We start from the raw sequence: 25,668 nt of genomic DNA, 5'->3' as shown, positions 1-25,668 counted from the left end.
TTATTATGGAAAACTTTATTTTTAAAAATGCTACAGAAATTATTTTTGGTAGGGATACCGAAAATCTTGTAGGAAGTAAGGTAAAGGAGTATTCAAAGTCAGATAAAATACTTTTTTGCTATGGGGGAGGAAGCATAAAGAAATCTGGTCTCTATGATAGAGTTATAAAGTCTCTAAAAGAAAATGGTATTGAATTTATAGAACTTCCAGGGATTAAACCTAATCCAAGATTAGGGCCTGTTAAAGAAGGTATAAGATTATGTAGAGAAAATAATATAAAATTTATACTATCTGTAGGAGGAGGTAGCTCAGCAGATACGGCTAAAGCTATTGCTGTAGGAGTACCATATAAAGGAGATGTATGGGATTTTTATATGGGAAAAGCTGAAGTAAAAGAGGCTCTTCCTGTAGGGGTTGTAATAACATTACCTGCTACAGGCACAGAATCTAGTAATAGTTCTGTTATTATGAATGAAGATGGTTGGTTTAAAAAAGGATTAAATACAGTACTCATAAGGCCTGCTTTTTCAATTATGAATCCTGAACTTACTTTTACACTGCCAGAGTATCAAACTGCTTGTGGTGCTTGTGATATTATGGCACATATAATGGAAAGATATTTTACAAATGTGAAACATGTAGATCTAACTGATAGGCTTTGCGAAGCTGCACTTAGAAATGTTATAAATAATGCTCCAATAGTTTTAAAAGATCCTAAAAATTATGATGCTAGGGCAGAAATTATGTGGACTGGTACTATAGCTCATAATGATATGCTTAGTACAGGTAGAATAGGCGATTGGGCTTCTCACAAAATTGAACATGAGTTAAGTGGGGAAACAGATATTGCTCATGGAGCAGGACTTGCAATTGTATTTCCTGCATGGATGAAGTATGTATATAAACATGATATCAATAGATTTGTACAATTTGCAGTAAGGGTATGGGATGTGGATTTATCTTATAGCTCCTGTGAAGATATTGTACTTGAAGGCATAAGGAGAATGACAGCATTTTTCAAGAGCATGGGGTTACCTGTAACTTTAAAAGAAGGAAGTATAGGAGAAGATAAAATTGAAGAAATGGCTAATAAGTGTACAGATAATGGAACTAAAACTGTAGGACAATTTGTAAAACTAAATAAAGATGATATTGTAAAAATATTAAATCTAGCTAAATAATATTGAGTTAAATTGCAATTAATAATGGTCTGGTATATTTTATAAGAATATACCAGACCATTATTAATATACGTGTTATATTAATAACTTATTAAGCACAGTTAATAGTATTTTCTACAGCATAGTTATTTTCCTTTTCTATATGACGCATATTGCAAAATACATTGCTGCACCTTGAGCAGCAGTGATCATCTCCATTTACAACTATGCTTTTATCTGCTCCATAAACATAAGTTAAGGATTTATGAGGATATACACAATTATTTACCATTTTAACATTATGAAACTCGGCATTCCTAAGTTTGCCTAGAATGTTATTTTGATATTCTAATTCTATTTCTCCATCGCCAGGAGCTACTTTATGAGTAATACCTAAATTTATTTTAGAAGCTTTACCACATATAATATGATGCAGTTGAGAACTTACGTTAAATAGATAATTACTAGACATGGAATCTAGTAATAGAGCTTCATAAAAATTGCCACTTTCAAACATTTCATTTATTTTATTAGTACATTTTTCTCCTAAAGTTATTAGACAATATATTGTAAACTTGCATTTAGATAACATATTTAAATTAATACTTTCATCTTTTTCTTCCATTTTAAAAATTCCAAGTGGATTTGAATGATCTTTTAGTATAGGTAGTAAATTTTTGTACATCTTATCCAGTTCATTATATTGAGGCATTTTACCATAAGATTGTACCATCTTTATAACCCTATCCTTATTTAATTGAAATTTAAAATTAGAAATTATATTCATTTGCCTCACCTCACATTAATATCTAAACTTCATAACTATATTATATTAAAATATAAGGATAATTGCAAGCAAAAATATGAATTTATTCATATTTATTTTACCTAAAATATTGCGTGTCCAATTAATGATAGATAATAGTATGTATAATAACGCTTTTAACTAATTCTAATTAATATTAAAAGTCCAATTATAGTTCCAATAAGGAATATGATTGACTTGGACTTGCAAATCCAATCTGTGGTTTCTAATTTAGAACTATAGTTTAGGTAGACTATACTCAACTTTCGTACATATAAAATTTTTATTATACTTTGTGAATTAATGGTTAAAAGATTTTCATGTACATGTATAAGTTGAATTAAAATGAGGAATTATATAATAGATGCCAGAGAAATTATTGAATAAAGCAAAAACTTACAATTCAAAAAATATAAGTACATTTTTTAATGATTATAAAATAGCAAGTATTATTTTACAATATTATAAAAAATACCTATTATTTTTGTAATAATTTTATTAAATAATATTGAATTATACAAAAAATGATGATATGATTAATGAAATATTCATTTTAAGAATAATTTATTATTCATTCTATTTATAAGGGGGAGATACTATATGAAAAATATTTTTAGAACCAAACCCATTGAGAGTCTTTTGGCAGAGACAAAAGGAAAGGATGGTTTATCCAAAGTATTAGGCTCTTTTGAACTTACTATGCTAGGCATAGGCGCAATTATAGGTACGGGTATATTTGTATTAACAGGAATAGCAGCAGCAAATTATTCTGGGCCAGCACTTGTAATATCATTTATTATAGCAGGACTTGCTTGTGGATTTGCAGCACTTTGCTATGCAGAGATAGCAGCTATGGTTCCTGTAGCGGGAAGCGCATACACTTATGGTTATGCGGCACTTGGAGAATTTTGGGCATGGATTATAGGATGGGACTTAATTCTTGAATATGCTTTTGCAATTGGAACAGTTGCAATTGGATGGAGCGGCTATTTTACTAGTATTGTAGCTGATTTGGGCTTGAAACTTCCGACAGCTATTACAAAAGCACCTTTTGAAGGCGGACTAATAAACTTACCTGCAGTAGCTATACTTGTAATAATAACAGGCATATTGGTAGCAGGCGTAAAGCAAAGTGCAACTACAAATAATATAATAGTTGCTATAAAGTTAGCAGTAGTACTTTTATTCATAGTATTAGGTGTTAGTCATGTTAATACTGCAAACTGGCATCCATTTATGCCTTATGGATGGAAAGGAGTTTTCTCAGGGGCATCAGTAATATTCTTTGCTTATATAGGATTTGATGCAGTTTCAACTGCAGCAGAAGAAGTAAGAAATCCGCAGAAGGATTTACCTAGAGGAATTATAGCATCTTTGATAATTTGTACTGTATTATATATTGTAGTATCAGCCATATTAACAGGAATGGTTCCATATCTGAAGTTTAAAGAAACAGCAGCTCCAGTAGCTTTTGCACTTCAGCAGGTAGGAATAAATTGGGGATCAGCTTTAGTTTCAGTTGGAGCAATTTGTGGACTGACTTCAGTTTTAATTGTTATGATGTTTGGTCAAACTCGTATATTGTTTGCAATGTCAAGGGATGGACTTCTACCTAGAGTATTTGGACACGTTGATCAAAGGTTCCATACACCTGTAAAAAGTACTTTACTTGTTGGTATCATAACTATGATTGTAGCTGGATTTACACCAATAGGTATTGTTTCTGAATTAACTAACGTAGGCACGCTAGCAGCATTTATAATAGTATCTGCATCAGTTATAGTTTTAAGAAAAAAAGAACCGGATAGACCTAGAACATTCAAAGTTCCTTTTTCACCGATTACACCTCTTCTTGCTATGGCAGCTTGTACTTTCTTAATAATCAATCTGCAAAAGGTAACTTTGGTAAGATTTGCAGTGTGGCTTGTTATAGGACTTATATTATACTTTGTATATGGGTATAAACACAGCACTGTAAATGGAGATAATTCAATTGATGAAAGTGCTATATAAAGAAATGAACAAAATTTAATATTAGGTGGAGCTTAGCTCTATCTAAAAAACTAGGTATAGTAAATTTACTATACCTAGTTTTTTCTGTTGCTATGTAAACAACATACCACTAATAAAGAATATACAAAATTCATAAATTATATAAAACAGTATAAAATAAATTTATTTTTTTAATATTCAGATAAATACAATTCATAAATAAATTGTATAGTCTATGCATTTTGCATAATTGAATAAACAAAGAGTATACATTTCAATGTATAGATGCATATTAAATAATTATAAATATACACCCTACAAAATTATTAAACATTAAAAAAATATATAAAAAAATCATAAAATCATATTGAATTGTATAAAAAATGGTGGTATTATTAATAATAAATTCATTTTTAGAAATAATACTGGCATGGTATTATAATATTATAATAATGACAGCATTGTTTTTTAGTTAAATTTAGGGGGGCAATTGACGTATGAAAAATATTTTTAGAACAAAACCCATCGAAAGTCTTTTGGCAGAGACTAAGGGAAAGAATTCCTTAGAGAAATCATTGGGAGCTTTCGAACTTACTATGTTAGGTATAGGGGCAATAGTAGGTACAGGGATATTTGTACTGACAGGAATAGCAGCAGCAAAATATTCTGGACCAGCACTTGTAATTTCATTTATCATAGCAGGGCTTGCTTGTGGATTTGCAGCACTTTGTTATGCAGAGATAGCAGCTATGGTTCCTGTAGCGGGAAGCGCATACACTTATGGTTATGCGGCACTTGGAGAATTTTGGGCATGGATTATAGGCTGGGATTTAATTCTTGAGTATGCTTTTTCAGTTGGTACAGTGGCGATTGGATGGAGTGGATATTTTGTTAGTATTTTAGGAGATTTGGGTATAAAACTTCCAAATATTATTACAAAAGCACCTTTTGAAGGCGGACTAGTAAATTTACCTGCAGTAGCTATACTTGTAATAATAACAGGTATATTGGTAGCGGGTGTAAAACAAAGCGCAACTACAAATAATATAATAGTTGCTATAAAGTTAGCAGTAGTACTTTTATTTATAGTATTAGGTGTTAGACATGTTCATCCTGCAAATTGGCATCCATTTATGCCTTATGGATGGAAGGGAGTTTTCTCAGGAGCGTCGGTAATATTCTTTGCTTATATAGGATTTGATGCAGTTTCAACTGCAGCAGAAGAAGTAAAAGATCCAAAGAAGGATTTACCTAGAGGAATTATAGCATCTTTGATAATTTGTACTGTATTATATATTGCAGTGTCAGCTATATTAACAGGAATGGTTCCATATCTGAAATTTAAAGATACAGCAGCTCCAGTAGCTTTTGCACTTCAGCAGGTAGGAATAAATTGGGGATCAGCTTTAGTTTCAGTTGGAGCAATTTGCGGACTAACTTCAGTTTTAATTGTTATGCTATTTGGTCAAACTCGTGTATTGTTTGCAATGTCAAGGGATGGACTTTTACCTAGAGTATTTGGACAGGTTAATCAAAGATTCCATACACCTGTAAAAAGTACTTTGCTTGTTGGTATTATAACTATGATAATAGCTGGATTTACACCAATAAGTGTTGTTTCAGAACTCACTAATATAGGTACACTAGCAGCATTTATAATAGTATCTGCATCAGTTATAGTTTTAAGAAAAAGAGAGCCAGACAGACCTAGATCATTTAAAGTTCCGTTTTCACCAGTTACACCTATTTTTGCTATGATAGCTTGTGCTTTTTTGATATTCAATTTGCAAAAGGTTACTTTAATAAGATTTGCAGTATGGCTTGTTGTTGGACTTATAATATACTTTGCATATGGAAATAACCACAGTGTTATGAACGATGAGGATTTTGCGAGTACACAAGATGCAGCAAAATAATTTTTGCTTATTAGGTCATGTTTATATAGCATGGCCTAATTTCATAATAGCGTAGGAATTAAATAATAGTTTTGAATTTATTTTCTAAAAATTAAAAAAACTATTGACATTTAAAAAATAAGATAGTATTATATGATATATATACTAAACGTGAAAGCATAATTAAATTGAAAATTAGATAGAAAAAATGAGGATAGGGAAGAGTAATTAGTGAAAGATTTCAAAGAGAATGAGGTTAGGTGAAAGCTCATAAATTATTAGCTAGTGAAAATCACCCTGGAGTTGTTTAACTGAAATATAAGTAAGTTATACCGGCAGAGCCGTTAATTGAATTAAGTAAAAAATTGGGTGGTACCGCGGACCAAACTTCTCGCCCCAGATGGCAGAAGTTTGGTCTTTTTATAATATAAAAATATAATATAAAAAGGTATAAATTTAACTTAAACAAGTAAATAAGTGTAAAAAAAGAATAAATAAGTATGTTAAAAAAATAACAAACAACTTATTTTTTAATCTAACTAAGTATAAATTATTATATTATTTGATAAAATAATTGATTAATATATAAATAAAAGGGGGACTTAGGTATGAAAATGAAAGGTGCTGAAGTACTATTAAAATGTATGATGGAGCAAGGCGTAGATACTGTATTTGGATATCCAGGAGGGGCTGTTTTACCTATTTATGATGCACTATATGCTGCCAAGGGGAAAATAACTCACATATCAACTTCACATGAACAAGGGGCTGCTCATGCTGCAGATGGATATGCAAGATCTACAGGAAAGGTAGGAGTTGTAATTGCAACATCAGGTCCGGGAGCTACTAATACGGTTACAGCAATTGCTACAGCTTATATGGATTCTGTACCTATTGTAGTATTTACAGGACAGGTTGCGAGAAGTCTTCTTGGAAAGGATTCTTTTCAAGAAGTAAATATTAAAGATATTACTGCATCCATAACTAAAAAGAGTTGCATTGTAGAAAAGGTAGAGGATTTAGCTGATACTGTAAGAGAGGCATTTCAAATTGCAGTTAGTGGAAGACCAGGACCTGTAGTAGTAGATATACCTAAAGACGTACAATTAGCTGAAGTAGAATATGAACCTTCTAGAAGCAGACTTTCTGAAATTAAAGAAAAGAAATATTTTAATTTAGATGAGTATGGAGACAATTTAAATAAAGCAATAGATATGATAAATAGGAGTGAAAAACCTGTAATTTATTCAGGTGGAGGAACTGTAACATCAGGAGCTCAAAATGAATTGATGGAACTTGTAGAAAAAGCAGATTCACCAATTACGTGTTCACTTATGGGAATAGGAGCTTTCCCGGGAGACAATGAATATTATATGGGTATGGTTGGAATGCATGGAAGCCGCTGTTCAAATTATGCAGTAAGTAATTGTGATTTATTAATAGCTATAGGAGCTAGGTTTAGTGATAGGGTTATAAGTAAGGTAAGTGCCTTTGCTCCAAAAGCAAAAATAATACACATAGACATTGATCCTAAGGAATTTGGGAAAAATGTGGATATAGATGTGGCAATAAAAGGAGATGTAAAAGAGGTACTTCAAAAGCTTAATTGCAAATTAAAAAAGTCTGACCACAGAGATTGGATGGAAAAAATAAAACAGTGGAAGAAAGAACAGTGTGAACCTTTTAAAGAATGTAAATTAAGTCCTAAGTTTATAATAGATACTTTGTACAATATAACAAAAGGAGACTGTATAGTTACTACAGAAGTTGGCCAAAATCAAATTTGGACTGCACAATATTTTAAATTTTTAAAGCCAAGGACATTTGTATCTTCAGGTGGACTTGGAACTATGGGTTTCGGACTTGGAGCTTCTATAGGAGCATCTATGGGTAATCCAGGGAAAAAAGTAATAAATATAGCAGGGGATGGAAGTTTTAAAATGAATTCTACAGAGCTTGCCACTGTTGCCAAATATAAACTTCCTATTGTACAATTGCTTTTAAATAATCGTGCATTAGGCATGGTATATCAATGGCAGGATATGTTCTATGGCAAGAGATTTTCAAATACAGAACTTGGACCAGATGTTGATTTCATGAAACTTGGAGAAGCGTATGGTATAAAGACTTTTAAGATAGAAGACAATAGCCAGGTAGAGAAATGCTTAAAGGAAGCTCTTAACTTAAATGAACCTGTAATTATAGAATGTGATATAGATAGGAAAGAGAAGGTATTTCCTATTGTACCTCCAGGAGCAGCTATATCGGATCTAGTAGAAGAGTAAACACAGGAATAAAAAAGAGGGTCGTTTGTTTGCCCCCTTTTTTATATTTAAGCTTTTTTTACCACCCTACCTTGAAATAAACTATAACAGTACATAATCATACAGGTTATATAGGAATTTACTATAGTCATAAGAAGAGCTTGAATTATTCTAGGCACCCATAAGAACATAAAGCCTTTGGCCATAAGAGCAGGAGTAAATATGAGCAATATATAAGTATTTATAGTGCATATTAAAACTCCAGATATACCAATTGCAATTATTAATTTAAAATAATTGTTATTTACAAAATCATAGGATTTTATCATATTTTTCTTAATAACTACATTTATAATGAAAATCATAATACCTATAGCACCTATTAGCATAAGGCCTGTACTAAGATATTGAGACTTTTTTCCTAAAGATGTCAGTAGTTGGCCTAAAGTGCTGTGGTTTACAAACCTTATTATAACAAAGTTTAAAAGTCCTACTAAAAAAAGGATTCCAAAGAAGATATTATAGCAATTTCTTACTTTGTATTCTTCAGCATTTTTAATGTTTTTCCATATAAGTGCGGGTAAAATACCAGCTGCTATGTTGGTTATAGTAAACAATGGAATGTACCCACCTATAGGTGTTATTACATAGCCAAGTAAATCAATCAGTCCACCAGCAATTCCACCATATAATGGCCCAAATAAAATACCAGGCATTATATAACATATGGCTTCGAAGCTTATTCTCATAGTGAGCATACCAAATGCAGCTATGGATATAGAAAATGATCTTAAAACGATTGCAATGGCAATAAAAACAGCAGTAGTGGCAAGAAATTTTGTGTTCATTCTACTTTTCATACTTTTTACCCCCAGTGTTATAAATATTAAATTAATTTACACAGAGCAAAAAATCACATAGAAACACCTCTTTTCTCTTTAATGTAGTCACATTAAAGAGAAAAGAGGTAAGTACAAAATCTCTTTAATGTAACAGCGGAAGCAATATCACATCGTAAGCTTTAAATTATAAAGTAAAATTATTTAAGCTTTTCGTTTAGAGACAACCTCCCATTCTCTAACACTTTACGCGTAATATTTACTCTGCTACCTTTGTCTTAATTATACAAAATAATTCCATTATTGTCCACACATTTTGTATAATTTCTAACTTTTCAAAATATTAGTTTTATTCAATTAAATCCAATACATCTCTATAGACTAAGACATTGGATATACCAGCATAATATCTTATTATTCCATCGATTACTGTTATAGGTGGTTTAAATCCTTTTTTTATCAGGTTCTCCACTTTTATGGATTCTTCATTTATAGGAGAGTTTTTAGCTAATTCTATAAAGTGAATATCTACATTTTCTTTCATATGATTTATAGTTAGAAAATTTATTAGATTGTAGTATAAATCTAAGGTTTTTACCTGTATAGTTTTGCTGCTATTAGTAGATTTACAACCTTCACATTTTCCAGAACAAGAACTGTGTTTGTTATTACAGCTATCACCAGTTATTATTGCATCCTTATTTCCATATACATTAATTTTAATTTTTGAACCCATAGTTTAAATCCCTTCCTATTATATACTTGATAAAAATTATAATATCATAATTTAAGCTTTTTATACAATTAACTATAGTTGACAAAAGCAATATTTAAAAATATGATATAGTATATTATAGTATGTCACTATGATTTCTACATAAAAAGTACACTTTGATAGGAGAGGTAATAATGAAAAGAGAAATCTATATGGATTATGCAGCTACAACTTTTGTAAAACCAGAAGTAGCAGCAGAGATGAGTCCATATTTTACTGAGTATTTTGGCAATCCTTCCTCTATTTATCACATATCTAGGAAAAGTAAAATGGCTATAACTGAAGCTAGAGGAAAGATAGCAGATGCTATAAATGCAAATAGAGATGAAATATTTTTTACAAATGGAGGTTCTGAATCTGACAACTGGGCTATAAAGGGAATTGCATCTGCAAATGCAGGTAAAGGAAATCATATAATAACTACAGGTATAGAACATCATGCAGTTATAAATACCTGTAAGTATTTAGAGAAGCATGGTTTTAAAGTAACTTTTCTTCCTGTAAATGAATATGGAATAGTTAATTTAGATGAAATTGAAAAAAGTATAACAGATAATACTATACTTATATCTGTTATGTTTGCAAATAATGAAATAGGTACAATAGAACCTATAAAAGAAATAGGAAGTCTTTGTAGAAAAAAAGAAATATTGTTTCACACGGATGCAGTTCAAGCAGTGGGAAATGTAGAAATTGATGTTAAAGCTATGAATATAGATTTATTGTCTATGGCGTCCCATAAATTTTATGGCCCTAAAGGTATGGGAGCTCTTTATATAAAAAAGGGAGTTAAGATAGATAGTTTAATCCACGGTGGAGCACAGGAAAGGGGAAGAAGAGCAGGAACGGAAAATATTGCAGGAATAGTTGGAATGGGAAAAGCTATTGAAATTGCTGTAAAAAATATGGATAGTGAAAGTAATAGGTTGACTTATTTAAGAAATAAATTAATTGAAGGACTTTTAAAAATACCTGGCACTAAACTAAATGGTGATAAAAGTAATAGACTGCCAGGTAATGTAAATGTAACTTTTGATTCTATAGAGGGTGAAATTTTGGTTATGGCTTTAGATGGAACCGGAATATGTGTGTCTACAGGAAGCGCCTGCTCAGCAGGGGCAATAGAACCATCTCATGTACTTACAGCTATAGGGTTATCAAGAAATCAGGCAAATGGTTCATTGAGGCTTACTATAGGAGCAAATACTACAGAAGATGAAGTGGACTTTGTTATAAATGAAATAGGTAATACGGTTTTAAAATTAAGAGAAAATAATAAAAAATGGCAGCAAATAAAAGATTGATTAAAAATACTTTGATTAGAATAGGTGATAAAATGAAGAAGAAAGTAGTAGTAGGTATGAGTGGTGGAGTTGATAGTTCCGTTGCAGCATACCTTTTAAAAGAGCAAGGGTATGAAGTTATAGGAGTCACAATGCAGGTATGGCAGGATGATAAATATTATGAAGGAATGGAAGGTGGATGCTGTTCTTTAAGTGCTGTAGATGATGCAAGACTTGTAGCATATAACCTAGGCATTCCATATTATGTCATGAATTTTAGAAATGAGTTTAAAAAGTGTGTAATAGATTATTTTATAGATGAATATACAAAGGGAAGAACTCCAAATCCTTGTGTAGCTTGTAATAAATACATAAAATTTGATGAACTTTTAAAAAGAGCTATGGATTTAGGGGCGGATTATGTGGCTACAGGACATTATGCTTCAGTGGAAAAAGTAAATGATAGATATGTACTTAAAAAGTCAAAGGATAGTAAAAAAGATCAAACCTATGCATTATATAATTTAACCCAGTTTCAACTAGAACATACTTTAATGCCTTGTGGAATTTATAAAAAGGAACAAATAAGAGAAATAGCAAAGAAGATAGGTCTAGCAGTTCACAATAAAAATGACAGTGAGGAAATATGTTTTATTCCAGATAATGATCATGGTTCTTATATAAAAAGAGTTGCTCCCAATAAGGTGAAAGAAGGAAATTTTGTAGATAAACATGGTAAAGTTCTTGGAAAGCACAGAGGAATTACTTACTATACAATAGGACAGAGAAAAGGACTTGGAATAGCATTTGGAATTCCAATGTATGTCATAGACATAAATCCACTAAAAAATGAAGTTGTTCTTGGTGGAGAAAAAGATATTTTTAAAAACAAATTAATTGCAAAGGGATTAAATTTTATGCCTTTTGAAAAATTGGATAAACCTATGAGGATACAGGCAAAGATAAGATATTCAGCTAAGCCTGCTGATGCACTTATAAGTGCTATAGACGAAGACAGGGTTAAGGTTGAGTTTGATGAAAATCAAAGAGCTATTACAAAAGGACAGTCTGTAGTATTTTATGATGGAGATATCCTTGTTGGTGGAGGAGTTATAGACAGCTTATACTAGAGTTAATAGTGAAAAGGATACGGTACTTGTATAATAGAATAAAGACGTATATTAAGAACTTTGCGAAGCAAAGCTTCGCAAGTTAAGAATTAATAATGAAAAATTAATAGTGAAGGATGATTTTTAGCTGTCGCAAAAAATCTTTAAATTTATATAAATCAGGAGAATATAGATGGATTTGTGTAAAATAGATTTGATTTAGTTTTATATAACTGGAAATTTTGATTTTCAGTTATATTTTTTTATATTTGAGTAATACTAATACTGATTAATATTACATTCTTATTGTTTGTATAATATACTTAATTATGCAATAAAATAAGAAAAAATATAAAAATTTTAGCTAAATCTTAGAGTATCTCTTCGCCTAGTTTATCATTAAACACAATAGTTAATTGTGCCAATGTCATTCCCCAATTTTGGGATGGAGAAGTCCATTTTTCCATGACTTTCTCAGTAGCTAGGTAAAGAGATTTTCTAAGTGCTTCATCATTTGGAAATACTGTTCTTATCTTCGTAAACTTTCTAAGCTGTCGGTTGAAACCCTCTAATGCGTTTGTAGTATAAATAATTTTCCTGATTTCCGGTGAGTAATTAAAATATGTTGATAACTTATCCCAGTTATTATACCAGGATTCAATTACTATACTATACTTCTGATCCCATTTTTTCTTTAGATTATCCAGGCCGTTAATTGCAGAATCTTCAGTAGGTGCTTTATATACGCATTTTAAATCTTTCATAAATTCCTTTTTATCTTTGGAAGCTATATACTTAATAGAATTTCTTATTTGGTGTATTATACAATTTTGAATACTAACATCCGGAAATACGGATTTTATTGCATCTGGAAGCCCTTTTAGTCCATCCATACAGGCAATCAGTATTTCTTTTACTCCTCTATTTCTTAAATCATTGCAAACTGACAGCCAGAATTTTGCTCCTTCGGCTTCACCAATCCATATGCCCAAAATATCTTTATATCCTTTCATATCAAGGGCCATACATATATAGGCAGCTTTTGTGACTATTTTATTTTCTTCCCTAACCTTAAAATGTATTGCATCCATATAAACAATAGGATACACGTCATCCAGTGCCCTATTCTGCCATTGTGCAGCTGAATCCATAACTTTATCAGTTATTTTTGATATCATTGTTGGCGATACATCGATGCCATATAATTCTTCCAGTTCTGACTGAATGTCTCTTGTAGACATACCTCTTGCGTATAATCCTATAATTTTCTTATCCAGTTCATTGCATACAGTTTCATATTTTTTTACAACTTTAGGTTCAAAGTCAGCTTTTCTATCTCTTGGTATATCAAGATTTACATCACCAACACTGCTCCTAATACTTTTCTTTGAGTATCCATTTCTATAATTTTTATTTTCTGAATCCTCACTTCTTTGATATTTTTCTCTGCCAAGCAGTTCTTCCATTTCTGCCTCAAGCATATTTTGTATAACATCCTTTAAAAGTCTCTGCAGCAAACCATTTCTGCCAACTACGTCCTCCATAGTTTTGCATTTTTTAACTTCTTCCTTATAATCGATATCTGGTACTTCAATTTCTTTCATTTGAAACTCCTCCTAATTTATTTAAGAATATTGTTCCAAATCTTCCATTCCATTATACAAAAATAATGGGTATAGATTTGGTTTTTACACAAATCCATACCCATTCCCTAAATCCCCAGTAATGTTTTGCTTTAGCAAAGCAAGTGATGAAAAACTTAATCAAAGATTTTTTGTAGTGTAACGGAAAAAAATTCACATTAACTATTAATTCTTCATTATTAACTATTAATTAAAAATATTGTTTCGCAATATTTTTAAAATAACTCTTAACGCCTAATTTCCAATTAAAATCCTGCATAGTATGTTATTCTAGTTCCTAGGGCATAGAATGATAGTCCAATTAATGCTGTCATAATTACATATGTATATGCATGCAATTTATACTTTAATTGAAAAAGTTTAAAATCCTCGTACATAAAGGAAGAAAAGGTGGTATAGGCTCCTAAAAATCCATCACACAAAAGAATATATAAGTTTCTAGAAATGTGAGAGCTGCTAAGTATTCCAAGCAGCAAGGCTCCTGTTATATTTATGATAAAAGTTCCTAGGGGAAATAGAGACTTAAATTTTTTATTTACCAAGTTACCAAGACAAAATCTAGCTAGGCTTCCAATTATGCCGCCAATTCCAACTATTAAAAAGTTCATTTTTACGTCCTCCTATTGTAGTATATTTCAAATGGAAGTTCCCTTATTTTTATAATCAGTATCATCTAATTTATCTAAATCAACAGAGTAGTTGAGGTTTAATTTTGAAACTAATTTTATAGAAGTAAATTCTCCAAGATAAGCAAAGGCAAGTCCCAAAATTAAAGAAATACAAATATAGCATATAGCTAAAATAGGGTGGTTTGAATTTATAAGTGATACAGTTTCTTTGCATAAGGTAGAAAAAGTAGTATAAGCTCCTGCAAATCCAGTACATATTCCTAACTTTATATTTGAAGATACAACTGAAGTATAAACAGTAGCAGTGGTTACGAAGGCTAGAATAAAGGCTCCTGTTATATTTATAAATAAAGTATTTATAGGAATTAAAGTTAAATAGGTACTTATTTTTATATTTTCTAATGTAAATCTTAAAATTGCACCTAAAAAACCACCCAGTCCTATGTAAATATATTTTTTCAATTTAATACCCCCTGTGAATTTGGCTACAAAAAATGCTCCTACTTTTTGATTAAAGTAGGAGCTATCAGCCGTAAGCAATTAAAGGTGAGCTCCATCACCTATAAAAATAGATTTCTACAATATATACATTTTATTATACTACTTATATTATATTTTTTGCAAATAAAAAATACGCAAAAGCATAACAATGGTTACAGATAATTTATATAGAGTAATGTATCATATTAATTGGATAAGTTATATTTGTATCTTCTATTAGGAATATATTTAAAAGGATGGAAGACTTCCATTGTTTTTAGAAGCTTCTAAAATAATTTACCATATATATGATATAATAATACAAAATAGATATTTTTAGTATGAATATATTATTAAGATGTGGTAAATATATATTTAGTAATTATTTTTAATGGAAAATAATATTTAATATGTATTTTTGTAGATAAAGTGAAATTGAAAAGGAGGTCAGGACATATGTTATCTTATGCTAACAGAGATACTAAAATTGATGAGGGAATTTTATTAAAAAAAGTTAATATTAATGGAAATTTATGTGCAGGGTATGGTGAGATATTTATAAATCAGATTTATCAAAATTGCAGTAATGAAAATATAGAAGGAGTTTACATTTTTCCACTTCCAGCTGCAGCTATAATATCTGGTTTTGAAGCAGAAATAGGTGGAAGAACTTTAAAGGCAGTAGTTGAAGAAAAAGATAAGGCACTTCAAATTTATGAAAATGCAAAGCTTAGAGGAGACAGCACTTTTTCCCTAGAAGAATTCAGTCCCCACTTATTTAAAATAAGCATAGGAAAAATAATTTCTGGAGAAACTGTTAAAATAAAACTTTCCTACATAGAGGAACTAGATTATAAAGATAGTACATTTAAACTTACAATACCTGCAATTTCACAACCTAAGATAATAAGAAACAGATCCAAAATTGAAGAACTAAAGGATAACTTGGTAAACAAATTAGGTATAAGAAAAACTAAGGAAGAGAACTTTGAATTTAAGGTAAACGTAATAGTGGAATCCTTAAGTAAAGTTGATTTTAGGTGTCCCTATCATAATATAAAGGTGGAGAGGGAAGGTGACACAGTAGCTAAAATAAGCTTAGAAGAAAACTACTATTTAACAGATAAAGATTTTATATTGTTTATGAGGGAAAGAGAAACCTTAGAAGCAGATGGAATGATATATGAGTATAAGGAAAATGATGAGGAAAAAGGGATAGTTTATATGAGAATGATTCCTAAACTTGATCCTTATGAAGAAGATATTACAGAACATTATGTATTTTTAATTGATATTTCAGATACGATGAAAGGTGAAAAGTTAGAACAAGCTAAAAATGCACTTCAACTTTGTATAAGAAATCTATCAAAAGGAGATACCTTTGACATGATAGCCTTGGGGAATAAACTAATTAGTTTTTCTCAAAATGGACTGATAGAGTTTAATGCAGATTCACTAAGAGAAGCATCTAAGTGGATAGATAGTTTAAAAACGGAAAAAGATGCGGATATATTTGGAGGGATAAAATACAGCCTTGAAAATGAAGGATCTGAAAATACTATACTTCTTTTTACAGATGATTCAGTAGAGGATGAGGAAAAAATACTTTCCTATGTGAATGAAAATATTGGGGATAATAGAATATTTACTTTTGGAATAGATTCTTGTGCAAATAATTATTTTTTAAATAAGTTAGCCCATGAAAGTTATGGAAAAGCAGAATTTATAGATATAGGTCAAAGAATTGAAGATGTGATTTTAAGGCAGTTTAATAGAATACAAAGTCCTCAGGTAGACGGTATAGATATAGATTGGGGAAGGTTACAAGTTAATTCTACTTATCCAAGGACTATTGAATATATGTATGATAGAGAACCTTTTTCTATATTTGCAAGTGTTACCGGGGAAGTAGAGGGACGAATAACTCTAAAAGGGTATGTGGATGGAAAGGAATATTTGAGAAGAATAGATATTGATAATTTTAGCACAGAGGAAAATGCCAGCTTACTTAGAAAGGTTTGGGCTAGAAAAAAGATGAAATCTTTAGAAATGAATATGAAAGCACAGAGGGGACAAGAGAAAGAAGAAATGAAAAGAAAGTTAATAGAACTTTCTAAAAAAAGTGGCTTCATAAGTCCTGAAACTACTTTTATATTGATGGAATTAAGAGAAGAACCAGTACTTGGCATTCAGCTTAAGAATATAATTCCAATAAAAGTAAATGAAAGTACTTTAGGTGAAAAAATAAATGAAAACTTAGAAAGTGGGTTCTTGTATAGAAGTTTTACCAATGATAAAGAAGATAAAGAATATGACAATGACAATTCATATTTGGATAAAAAGTATACTAGAGAAAAGCTTATACGAATAATAGCTAAAAATCAATTTGCAGATGGAGCTTTTGTAGATTATGAAGATAGCAATTTAGAGGATAAAATAGAAACCACTTCTATGGTAATGCTGGCATTTATAATAGGAAGGGAAAATATAGACATATATACAAATCAATTAAATAAAGCTGCAACTTTTATATGTGACAGTTATGATCAGGTTGATTTTAATGTGAGAGATGATATTTTAGAGATGTCTATCCTGGCACTGAATAATATAAAGAAGAAGAAAATACTAAAGGACAAATATGTTTTAAAAGTTGATCATATAATAGAGAAATTGTGTGAAAATTTATATCCTAAAGAGGATACAAAGCACATATTAAAGAATTTAATGGATAATTCATTTAAAAGAAATGTAGCATCTCTTTTTAAATCAAGTGAAGATGGAAAATATATAGAAGAAGAAATAACTATAGTTGAGGAGAGAAATTCCATATTTAATATGGCAAAACTTGCAGTACTTAAGGCACTAAAGAATTAAAAAGAATCATTAGGTGGTATCATATTGATAAAATATGATTGATATAATATAGTAATAATAGTCCCTGGTTTGATTATGTGCAGATAATTGATATTTTGCATACACTTAAACTTAAGTTGTAGGAGAGAATATTAAGGCAAAATTCATATAAATAGTAATGTTAAGGAAATACTTCAGAAAATATATCTGGAGTATTTTTCTTAATATTATATTAAATTTGTTAATAAATCATTGATATTTATAAAATATAAATATATAATTTACATTATGTATTTATGTATGTATGAAATATTTAAAGTTTAAAATGTTTAAATTTTAAACCTTTCTATAGTATGTAGGGTAGTAAAGGAGAATTTTAATGAACTGTGAAAAAGATAAATCATCACTTATTGAAGATATAAAAAAGGGCTTATATAATTTTGTTATCATAAGTAGATTTGTAATGAATGAGATAAATTATGAAGAAAAACTTTCTATTTCGCAGTTGTTCTTTTTATATTTATTTGAAGAAAGTGAATCCTACAAAGTTAGTGAACTTGCTGAAAAACTTGGAATAACTCCTTCAGCTGTTACAAATTTAAGCAATAAATTAGTTGAAAGCCAATTTATACATAGGTTTAGACCAGAAGACAACAGGCGGGTAGTTATGATATCTTTGACAGATAAAGGAAAGCAATTCCTAAAAAAAATGGGTGAAATAAAATCTAGATTTTTGGCAGAAGCACTTTCGGAGTTGAATAATGATGATTTAAAAAATATGAGCTTAAGCTTTTTAAAATTGAATTATGCTCTCCAAAAGTATAAAAATAGAAAATAATAGATTGCTATATTGTTATAAAGGAGGAGAAAAATGAACTTAACTGAACTATCTGTAAAAAAGCCAGCTGCAATAACCATGGTTATATTGTTTTTGCTAGGGCTTGGTATATTTGGATATACACATCTTGGCGCAGATCTTATGCCTTCTATGGACATACCAGTAATTTCTATATCAACTACTTATTCTGGTGCCAGTTCAGAAGACATAAGAAAGGATGTCGTAAAACCTATGGAGGATGCAGTTGCAGGCATAAGCGGCATTGATAGAATTAATTCTACAGCTAGAGAAGGAATGGGACAAACTACTATAATATTCAAATCTAGCGCAAATATGAATACAGCCTTTCTAGATGTACAAAAAGCTGTAGATAATGCACAAGGTAAACTTCCTAAAAATGCAGATAAGCCTATTTTATTTAAGCTAGATACAGGTGCTATGTCTGCTTTAATGTTATCCGTATCTGGAAACTTATCTTATGATGAACTTTACAATGAGGCAAATAATATAACTGAGGCTCTAAAAAAAGTTCAAGGTGTAGGAAATGTATCTCTTGAAGGAATACAAAAAAAGCAGCTGATAATAAAATTAAATAAATCTGCGGTAGAATTTTATGGTATAAATTTAAATACTTTAACTTCTAAGCTGCAGTCAGATAATATAAATATGCCTGCAGGCCAGATAAAGCAGGACAAATTAAATCAATCTGTAAGAGTTATAAGTAAATTTGAAAGTGTAGATGAAGTAAAAAATTTGCTCATACCGACTTCAGGAAATGCTACTGTTCGTTTAGGAGATATAGCAGATATAAACTTAGAATATCCTGAAGAAGATCAACGTACTAGAATGAATGGAAAAAATACTATAGGAATAAGTATACAAAAGCAAAGTGATGCAAATGTAGTTGAAGTTGTAAACAATGTTAAAAAGGAAATTGCCGGGTTAAAAAAAGATATGCCATCTAATATTAGATTGGATACAGCATATGACAGTACTACGTTTATAAATTCTTCTATTTCTCAAATAAAGCATACTTTAATAGAAGGTGTAATAACAACTGCTCTAGTTTTACTAATATTCTTAAAAAGCTGGAGATCTTCACTTGTAATACTTGTAGCCATACCAACGTCTCTTATTGCAACTTTCTTTATGATGTATGTTATGAAATTTACTATGAATATAATGTCTCTTATGGGATTATCTCTTTGTGTAGGTACTCTTGTAGATGACTCGATTGTTGTACTAGATAACATACAGCGGCATCTGGCTATGAAAAAAGATCCACAATCTGCAGCTATAGATGGACGTAAAGAAATAGGACTTGCATCTATTGCCATAACTCTTTGTGATGTAGTTGTATATCTTCCTGTTTGCTTTATGACAGGTATGGTAGGAACTTACTTTAGGGAGTTCGGGCTTACTATAGTTTTTGCCTCGCTATTTTCCTTATTTGTAGCATTTACTATAACTCCTATGCTGGCATCAAGACTTCTTAAAACAGAAGAAAATAGACAAGCAAAATCAGGAATGTTAAAAAGTAAATTTAAACGAAGCATATTTTATAGAATACTTAATGGAATTTCAAATTCTATGGATAATATAACAGCTAACTATAAAAGATTTCTTATATGGTGTCTGGATCATAGAAAAAGGGTACTTGCCATAAGTGCAGTGGTATTAGTAGCGACTATTGCATTGATACCTATAGGTGCTATAGGAACAGAACTTATGCCAACTACAGACGAGAGTAATTTTAGTATAAGCATGAATTTTGATTCTGGAACCAGTTTAAATGAAATGGACAAGAAAGTTAAACAAGTAGAAAACTATTTACATAGTGTACCTGAAGTTAGTACATATTATTCCATGGTAGGGTCTATGAGTGGCAGCGTAATGATGGATAGTTCTTCAAATTCTGCAACTATGTATGTAACTCTTTATCCTAAAAATGATAGAAAAAGATCTCAAACTGAAGTGGCAAAACAAGTTAGAAAATGGGGAAATGCAACTTTAGCCGGAACAGATTTCTCTGTGAGTGAATCCGAAGCTGGAGGATCAGGTTCAAGTAAGCCTATATCTATTGAAATATTAGGAAATAATACGGACACTGTAACTGAAATATCAAATAAGGTAGAGCAAATAATAAAAGGTATTCCGGGAATTACAGATGTAGGTAATTCTACAAATGCAAGTCAAAGCGAACTTAGAATTAAAATAGACAAGTTAGCAGCAGCACAATATGGTGTATCCATATCAGATATATCATCTACACTTAGGACAGCAATTCAAGGTTCTTCTGCTGGGACATATAGTACTAGTGATGATGATTATGATATAAAAGTGAAATTTCACGATGGTGACATAAAAACTCCTTCAGATATAAGTGGAATAAAAGTGTTAAGTCAATCTGGACAATCTATACCAATAAGTGAAGTTGCATCTATAGTAAGAACTAATAGCCCGCAATCTATATCCAGAAAGGATAGACAGGATGTAGCTACAGTTTCTGCAAATATTGAAGGAAGGTCTCTTGGAACTATAAGTCAGCAGATAGGTGAAAAATTAAAGTCACTATCTGTACCAGAAGGTTATAAAATTCAATTTGGTGGGGATCAGAAGAGTATGGGAGACAGTTTTACTTCTCTTGGAGAAGCACTGGGAGTATCATTAATACTTATTTACATGATACTTGTTGTACTTTACGAATCCTTCTTAACACCATTTATAAGAATGTTGTCACTGCCTTGTGCACTTGTTGGAGCTTTTGGAATACTTGCTATTACGGGTAAAACTTTAAATATGATGTCCTTAATAGGACTTATAATGCTTGATGGATTAGCTTCTAAAAATGGTACTTTATTGATTGATTATACTAATACTCTCATAAAACGTGGATATAGTTTAAGAGAAGCATTAATTGAGTCTGGTGAAAGAAGATTAAGACCTATAATGATGACTTCTTTAACTATGATTGTGGGCATGCTGCCAGCAGCTTTATCTATAGGTGAAGGCAGTGAATTGAAATCAAGTATGGCTGTCTTAGTTATTGGAGGAATGATTGCATCAACTATTTTTACTCCTATAATATTACCTATAATTTACTTGATGATGGACAATTTGAAGAATCGTATATTTAAAAAAAGAAAAAAACAGCCAGAAATGCAGGAGGTGTAATTTATGAAATTTAGCGTTTTAAAATCCAAAAAAAATATTGTAAAGATAGTAGTTGTTTTATTAGTAGTTTTAATGGTAGCTGCTATAGTTCATAACGTAATTAAAAATAAAAAAGTAGAGTCACAAAATAAAATTCAAAATGTAAATGTTGCTGAAGCAAAATTAGATTCTTTGACAACAACTGTAGATTATTCGGGAAAATTAAATTCAGATAAAGATGTATCTATATCTCCTAAAACACCAGGCAAAGTTAAAGATTTAAACGTAAAAGTAGGTAGTACTGTAAAAGCTGGAGATATACTTTTTACTCTTGATTCAACTTCACTGCAGGCACAGCTTCAACAGCAGCAGGCAAGTATACAATCTGCAAAAGCAAATCTAGATAAAACTAAAAGTTCTGGAGTTGAACAGCAGATTGTGCAGCAGCAGCAGGCATTAAATACGGCACAGATAAATTATAATGATGCTAAAAATAGTTATAATAGGCAGCAAAGCTTATATTCTGCAGGGGCTGCACCAAAACAGGATTTAGACAATGCTACTACAAAATTGGAGAATGCAGAAGCTTCACTTTCTGCAGCACAGCAAAACTTAGACTTGACCAGGCAAAAAGTTGGACCTCAATCGGTGGAAGTAGCTCAGGCTCAAGTAAATCAGGCACAAGCTGGATTAAAATCAATTCAAAGTCAAATTGATGATACTGTAATTAAATCACCTATTTCTGGTGTTGTATCTGCTGTGAATATACACCAGGGAGAAATTACTTCAGGTGCTCAGGCATCCGTAACCATAGTAAATTCAAGTTCAATTATGGCTGAAGTAAATGTGCCAGATTCTATGCTTTCAAAAATTAAAGTTGGACAGTCTATACCTGTAACAATTCCTTCTCTTTCAGGTAAAAAATTGACAGGAACTATAGATACTATAACACCTAATGCAGACAGCAAAACTCAGCAATATCTGATTAAAGTAAGAATATCTAATTCAGATGCGAGGTTAACATCAGGAATGTATTCAAAAGTGTCATTTCCTGATCAGGTTAAAAATAATGTAATGACAGTACCCAATGAAACTGTAAAAATTGAAAATGGAGTCCCATATTTGTTTGCAGTAAGGAGCAATAAAGTAAAGAAAATAGCTGTAACTACGGGACTTTCAAACGATAAAGTTACTGAAATAACATCTTCTAACATAGAAGCTGGTGATAAGATAATAACTTCGGGACAAACATTCTTAAATAACGGAGATAAAGTTAAAGTAATAGATTAATATAAAAAAAGTATGTGATCTTAATTGATTACATACTTTTTTTATAAATATTTTATATTTCTATATTTTCAAACATAGAGATTCCCTTTGAATTTACAGCTTTATACAGTATAAAATTTGCTGCTATTATTATGCAAAGTCCCAAGACAGCGACTTCATTTATGTAGCTGTAAAAATTAATCATTGAAAATATTAATATACCTGTGAATATAAAGCTAATTATCATATTTATAAAGGTATTGAAATTTTGTTTTACAGCTTTTACTTCGTTATCCCAGTGCAGCTTTGGAAATCTCAAATCAATTAAAATTCCAGTCATGGAGGTAAGCAGTATTCCTATAAAACTAACTAAAAGTGAAATAACTGAGAAGTATATAGGCAGTTTTACAAGTAAAGTCAATCCTATTAAGATTAGAAATATGCTTGTAATTCCAACAAGAACACCAGAAATCACTTTTGCCATAATTTGAGTACTGTAGGAAACTGGTAAGTATTTTTTTACAAATATGTTTTCTCCTTCCCTTGATATGGCTGTGGAAGTTATGGAATTGGAAGCTCCCAAAATTAATCCTGCAGCTAGAGATATTACGATACAAATCATTGTAGTAGTTGAGGTTACCTTAATATTCACTAGAACATTTAATTCGTGAAAAGAATCCGGTCGAACTAAAAATGGTATAAAAAGTACAATAGGTATTATAATATTTGCTAAGATGCAATTCATAAAATACACGGGTGTTCTGAAAATAGATTTAATTTCCTGAAGTAGTAGAGCTTTAAACTTAGAATTTGTAGAGGAAGTTTTATTTAATTTTGAATAATCCAGTTCTCTTCTCTTTGCAGAAATTTCACTGCCGCCTTGAGCACCTTTAAAATACAAATATTGACCGAGTACTGAAAATAGTAAAATTACAAGAATATTTAACACTATAAATAAAATTAAGTTTTCAAATCCCCTAAAGTTTGAACTATATACTAGAGAACTTGCAGACAATGTACTCCCTGGAAAAAACCGGTTTGAAAGAGATACTAGAGAATTGTTTCCTTCATTTATCATCCTGAATATGTTTCCATAATTTTGGGATGATACAGTCATTTTTTGAAGTACTACATTTAAACCTATTGCAAATAACATTGCAAAAATTCCACCTAAAATTTTTAATATATCACGGTGTTTGCCTATATTTGTAAAGCTCATTATTATCATATTTAAAATTGAAGCTGCAGCTATAGGTATAATAGGTACTATTAAAAATAGTACTGCACTGTATGTAAAATAAAGTGGTCCCCCACTGCTTTTGTATCCATACACTAGCAAAATAGGAAGTAGTATAAAAATTTCAGTAAGATATTCATATATGAGTATTACAGTGAACTTGGAAAGTAGAATTTCCCAAGGCTTTAAAGGCAGTGGCAGCAGAAGGTCTATATCTTTTGAAAAATATAGTACATTTATAGAGTAAAGTATGGCGAAGAAGAATATAAATATACTTGTAAAAGATATGCCAAGAGATAAAATTAAGCCCTGTTGACCTATTTTGTAGAGATAGTCATAAGCTGAGGACACAAAAAGAGAAAATAGTTTTATAGTAGGTAAGAGAGCCAGTAAAATGATTATCCAAAGGGCTGCTTTTCTAATTTTATTATTTTTTTTCATACTTGCAGAATTACTTCCGTTTTTTAACAATACTTTAGTTAAAACTATATACTTATTCATTACCAGTCATCTCCAAGAAAATATTTTCCAGGCTTTCATTTTCATTGAACTTATTTTTTAATTCTTGAAAAGTTCCGGAAAATGAGAGGGAGCCTTTGTTTACAACTGCAAGTCTATCACATAATTTCTCTGCCACTTCTAAAACATGAGTTGAAAAAAATACGGTGTTTCCTGCACTTGCATGTTCTTTCATCATTTCTTTTAATGTATAGGAGGATTTAGGATCAAGTCCTGTCATAGGTTCGTCTAATATCCAAACACTTGGATTGTGGATTAGAGCACCTATAATTATTATTTTTTGCCTCATGCCGTGGGAATAACTCTGAATCTGGTCACCTAAAGCATTTGATATTTCAAACCTTTTGGATAAATTTTTAATTTTAGATCTTCTTTCTTCAGATTTAACTCCATATATATCTGCCATGAAATTTAAATATTCTATCCCTTTAAGTCTTAAAAACATATCCGGGCTGTCAGGTACAAAACCAAATTGATATTTGGCCTCTATAGTTTTTTCATTTATGTCTATGTTGTTTATTCTTACAGTTCCACTGTCTGCTTTTATTATTCCTGTCATGATTTTTATGGTGGTAGTTTTTCCAGCACCATTTGGACCTATAAATCCAAATATTTCTCCATCGGGTATACTTAGATTTAGATTGTCTACTGCTTTTGAAGATGAATTGTAGCTCTTGTTTACCCCTAATAATTCAATCATAATTTTCCTCCAATTATATTTTAAATATAGAGTTTCCAACTGAAATTTAAACTTATACTATATTGTAGAAATATCTTTGCACATAAGCCAATTTTCAAGTTAGAAAACCTGTAGTACAGTGTTATATTAGTATTATATTTAATAATTTACTTAAAAGCAAATTACGTCTAATATGTATTCTATTTTTAAAAGCTTTATTATTGTGGTAAAATGAAACCGTAAATA

The 25,668-nt window shown here is 30.6% G+C and carries 18 protein-coding genes, 2 riboswitches and 1 other annotated feature; of the genes, 10 read left to right on the top strand and 8 right to left on the bottom strand.

What is annotated here, in order from left to right; genetic code table 11:
* The first annotated feature begins 5 nt into the window (after nucleotides 1-5).
* Nucleotides 6-1,181: an iron-containing alcohol dehydrogenase gene (locus DMR38_RS12135; RefSeq protein WP_127721568.1), complete on the top strand. Its 1,176-nt coding sequence runs from the start codon at nucleotides 6-8 to the stop codon at nucleotides 1,179-1,181.
* Nucleotides 1,182-1,272: 91 nt separating this feature from the next.
* Here the strand turns inward: DMR38_RS12135 and DMR38_RS12130 are convergent, their stop codons facing one another.
* Nucleotides 1,273-1,947: a 5-methyltetrahydrofolate--homocysteine methyltransferase gene (locus DMR38_RS12130; RefSeq protein WP_127721567.1), complete on the bottom strand. Its 675-nt coding sequence runs from the start codon at nucleotides 1,945-1,947 to the stop codon at nucleotides 1,273-1,275.
* A gap of 618 nt (nucleotides 1,948-2,565) precedes the next feature.
* On the opposite strand from DMR38_RS12130, the gene DMR38_RS12125 reads away from it, so the two are divergent.
* The 3 genes from DMR38_RS12125 to ilvB all read left to right on the top strand — a co-directional run bounded on the left by DMR38_RS12125 (nucleotide 2,566) and on the right by ilvB (nucleotide 8,137).
* Nucleotides 2,566-3,978, top strand: a complete 1,413-nt coding sequence (locus tag DMR38_RS12125; RefSeq protein ID WP_127721566.1) for an amino acid permease — start codon at nucleotides 2,566-2,568, stop codon at nucleotides 3,976-3,978.
* Between the two features lie 476 nt (nucleotides 3,979-4,454).
* Nucleotides 4,455-5,873, top strand: a complete 1,419-nt coding sequence (locus DMR38_RS12120) for an amino acid permease (protein WP_127721565.1) — start codon at nucleotides 4,455-4,457, stop codon at nucleotides 5,871-5,873.
* A gap of 181 nt (nucleotides 5,874-6,054) precedes the next feature.
* Nucleotides 6,055-6,254 (top strand) — a binding site (T-box leader).
* A 206-nt stretch (nucleotides 6,255-6,460) separates the two neighbouring features.
* On the top strand, nucleotides 6,461-8,137 hold the full coding sequence (ilvB, locus tag DMR38_RS12115) for a biosynthetic-type acetolactate synthase large subunit (RefSeq protein WP_127721564.1): 1,677 nt from the start codon (nucleotides 6,461-6,463) through the stop codon (nucleotides 8,135-8,137).
* Nucleotides 8,138-8,184: 47 nt separating this feature from the next.
* Here ilvB and DMR38_RS12110 read toward each other — a convergent pair whose 3' ends face one another.
* Both DMR38_RS12110 and DMR38_RS12105 read right to left on the bottom strand, forming a co-directional pair.
* Complete coding sequence (locus DMR38_RS12110) at nucleotides 8,185-8,976, bottom strand: folate family ECF transporter S component (RefSeq protein ID WP_127721563.1); 792 nt, start codon at nucleotides 8,974-8,976, stop codon at nucleotides 8,185-8,187.
* Between the two features lie 131 nt (nucleotides 8,977-9,107).
* A riboswitch (THF riboswitch) is annotated at nucleotides 9,108-9,224 on the bottom strand.
* An 80-nt stretch (nucleotides 9,225-9,304) separates the two neighbouring features.
* Nucleotides 9,305-9,691: a hypothetical protein gene (locus tag DMR38_RS12105; protein ID WP_127721562.1), complete on the bottom strand. Its 387-nt coding sequence runs from the start codon at nucleotides 9,689-9,691 to the stop codon at nucleotides 9,305-9,307.
* A gap of 173 nt (nucleotides 9,692-9,864) precedes the next feature.
* Between DMR38_RS12105 and nifS the strand changes: the two genes are divergently transcribed.
* Both nifS and mnmA read left to right on the top strand, forming a co-directional pair.
* Entirely contained in the window at nucleotides 9,865-11,034 is a 1,170-nt protein-coding gene (gene nifS, locus DMR38_RS12100) for a cysteine desulfurase NifS (protein ID WP_127721561.1), read from the top strand.
* 32 nt (nucleotides 11,035-11,066) lie between these two features.
* Nucleotides 11,067-12,143: a tRNA 2-thiouridine(34) synthase MnmA gene (gene mnmA, locus DMR38_RS12095; RefSeq protein ID WP_127724049.1), complete on the top strand. Its 1,077-nt coding sequence runs from the start codon at nucleotides 11,067-11,069 to the stop codon at nucleotides 12,141-12,143.
* Between the two features lie 350 nt (nucleotides 12,144-12,493).
* Here the strand turns inward: mnmA and DMR38_RS12090 are convergent, their stop codons facing one another.
* The 3 genes from DMR38_RS12090 to DMR38_RS12080 all read right to left on the bottom strand — a co-directional run bounded on the left by DMR38_RS12090 (nucleotide 12,494) and on the right by DMR38_RS12080 (nucleotide 14,856).
* Nucleotides 12,494-13,726 (bottom strand): IS256 family transposase, encoded by a 1,233-nt coding sequence (locus DMR38_RS12090; RefSeq protein WP_127721009.1) that lies wholly within the window; start codon nucleotides 13,724-13,726, stop codon nucleotides 12,494-12,496.
* A gap of 284 nt (nucleotides 13,727-14,010) precedes the next feature.
* A complete protein-coding gene (gene crcB, locus DMR38_RS12085; RefSeq protein ID WP_127721560.1) occupies nucleotides 14,011-14,373 on the bottom strand; it encodes a fluoride efflux transporter CrcB in 363 nt (120 codons plus the stop codon).
* 27 nt (nucleotides 14,374-14,400) lie between these two features.
* Nucleotides 14,401-14,856, bottom strand: a complete 456-nt coding sequence (locus tag DMR38_RS12080) for a CrcB family protein (RefSeq protein WP_127721559.1) — start codon at nucleotides 14,854-14,856, stop codon at nucleotides 14,401-14,403.
* A 48-nt stretch (nucleotides 14,857-14,904) separates the two neighbouring features.
* Nucleotides 14,905-14,964, bottom strand: a riboswitch (Fluoride riboswitch).
* Nucleotides 14,965-15,330: 366 nt separating this feature from the next.
* On the opposite strand from DMR38_RS12080, the gene DMR38_RS12075 reads away from it, so the two are divergent.
* The 4 genes from DMR38_RS12075 to DMR38_RS12060 all read left to right on the top strand — a co-directional run bounded on the left by DMR38_RS12075 (nucleotide 15,331) and on the right by DMR38_RS12060 (nucleotide 23,008).
* Entirely contained in the window at nucleotides 15,331-17,748 is a 2,418-nt protein-coding gene (locus DMR38_RS12075) for a VIT and VWA domain-containing protein (protein ID WP_127721558.1), read from the top strand.
* Nucleotides 17,749-18,106: 358 nt separating this feature from the next.
* A complete protein-coding gene (locus DMR38_RS12070) occupies nucleotides 18,107-18,565 on the top strand; it encodes a MarR family transcriptional regulator (RefSeq protein WP_127721557.1) in 459 nt (152 codons plus the stop codon).
* Nucleotides 18,566-18,598: 33 nt separating this feature from the next.
* On the top strand, nucleotides 18,599-21,739 hold the full coding sequence (locus DMR38_RS12065) for an efflux RND transporter permease subunit (protein ID WP_127721556.1): 3,141 nt from the start codon (nucleotides 18,599-18,601) through the stop codon (nucleotides 21,737-21,739).
* A 3-nt stretch (nucleotides 21,740-21,742) separates the two neighbouring features.
* On the top strand, nucleotides 21,743-23,008 hold the full coding sequence (locus tag DMR38_RS12060) for an efflux RND transporter periplasmic adaptor subunit (protein ID WP_127721555.1): 1,266 nt from the start codon (nucleotides 21,743-21,745) through the stop codon (nucleotides 23,006-23,008).
* Nucleotides 23,009-23,060: 52 nt separating this feature from the next.
* Here DMR38_RS12060 and DMR38_RS12055 read toward each other — a convergent pair whose 3' ends face one another.
* Nucleotides 23,061-24,725 carry a transporter gene (locus DMR38_RS12055; RefSeq protein ID WP_127721554.1) on the bottom strand — a complete coding sequence of 555 codons (1,665 nt, stop codon included), beginning with the start codon at nucleotides 24,723-24,725 and terminating at the stop codon, nucleotides 23,061-23,063.
* Complete coding sequence (locus tag DMR38_RS12050) at nucleotides 24,718-25,443, bottom strand: ABC transporter ATP-binding protein (protein WP_127721553.1); 726 nt, start codon at nucleotides 25,441-25,443, stop codon at nucleotides 24,718-24,720. The genes DMR38_RS12055 and DMR38_RS12050 overlap by 8 nt, the downstream gene beginning before the upstream one ends.
* Nucleotides 25,444-25,668 lie beyond the last annotated feature (225 nt).

Source organism: Clostridium sp. AWRP (assembly GCF_004006395.2).
In the GTDB taxonomy this organism is placed as follows: domain Bacteria; phylum Bacillota; class Clostridia; order Clostridiales; family Clostridiaceae; genus Clostridium_B.
This window is presented reverse-complemented; position numbering and strand designations above follow the sequence as displayed.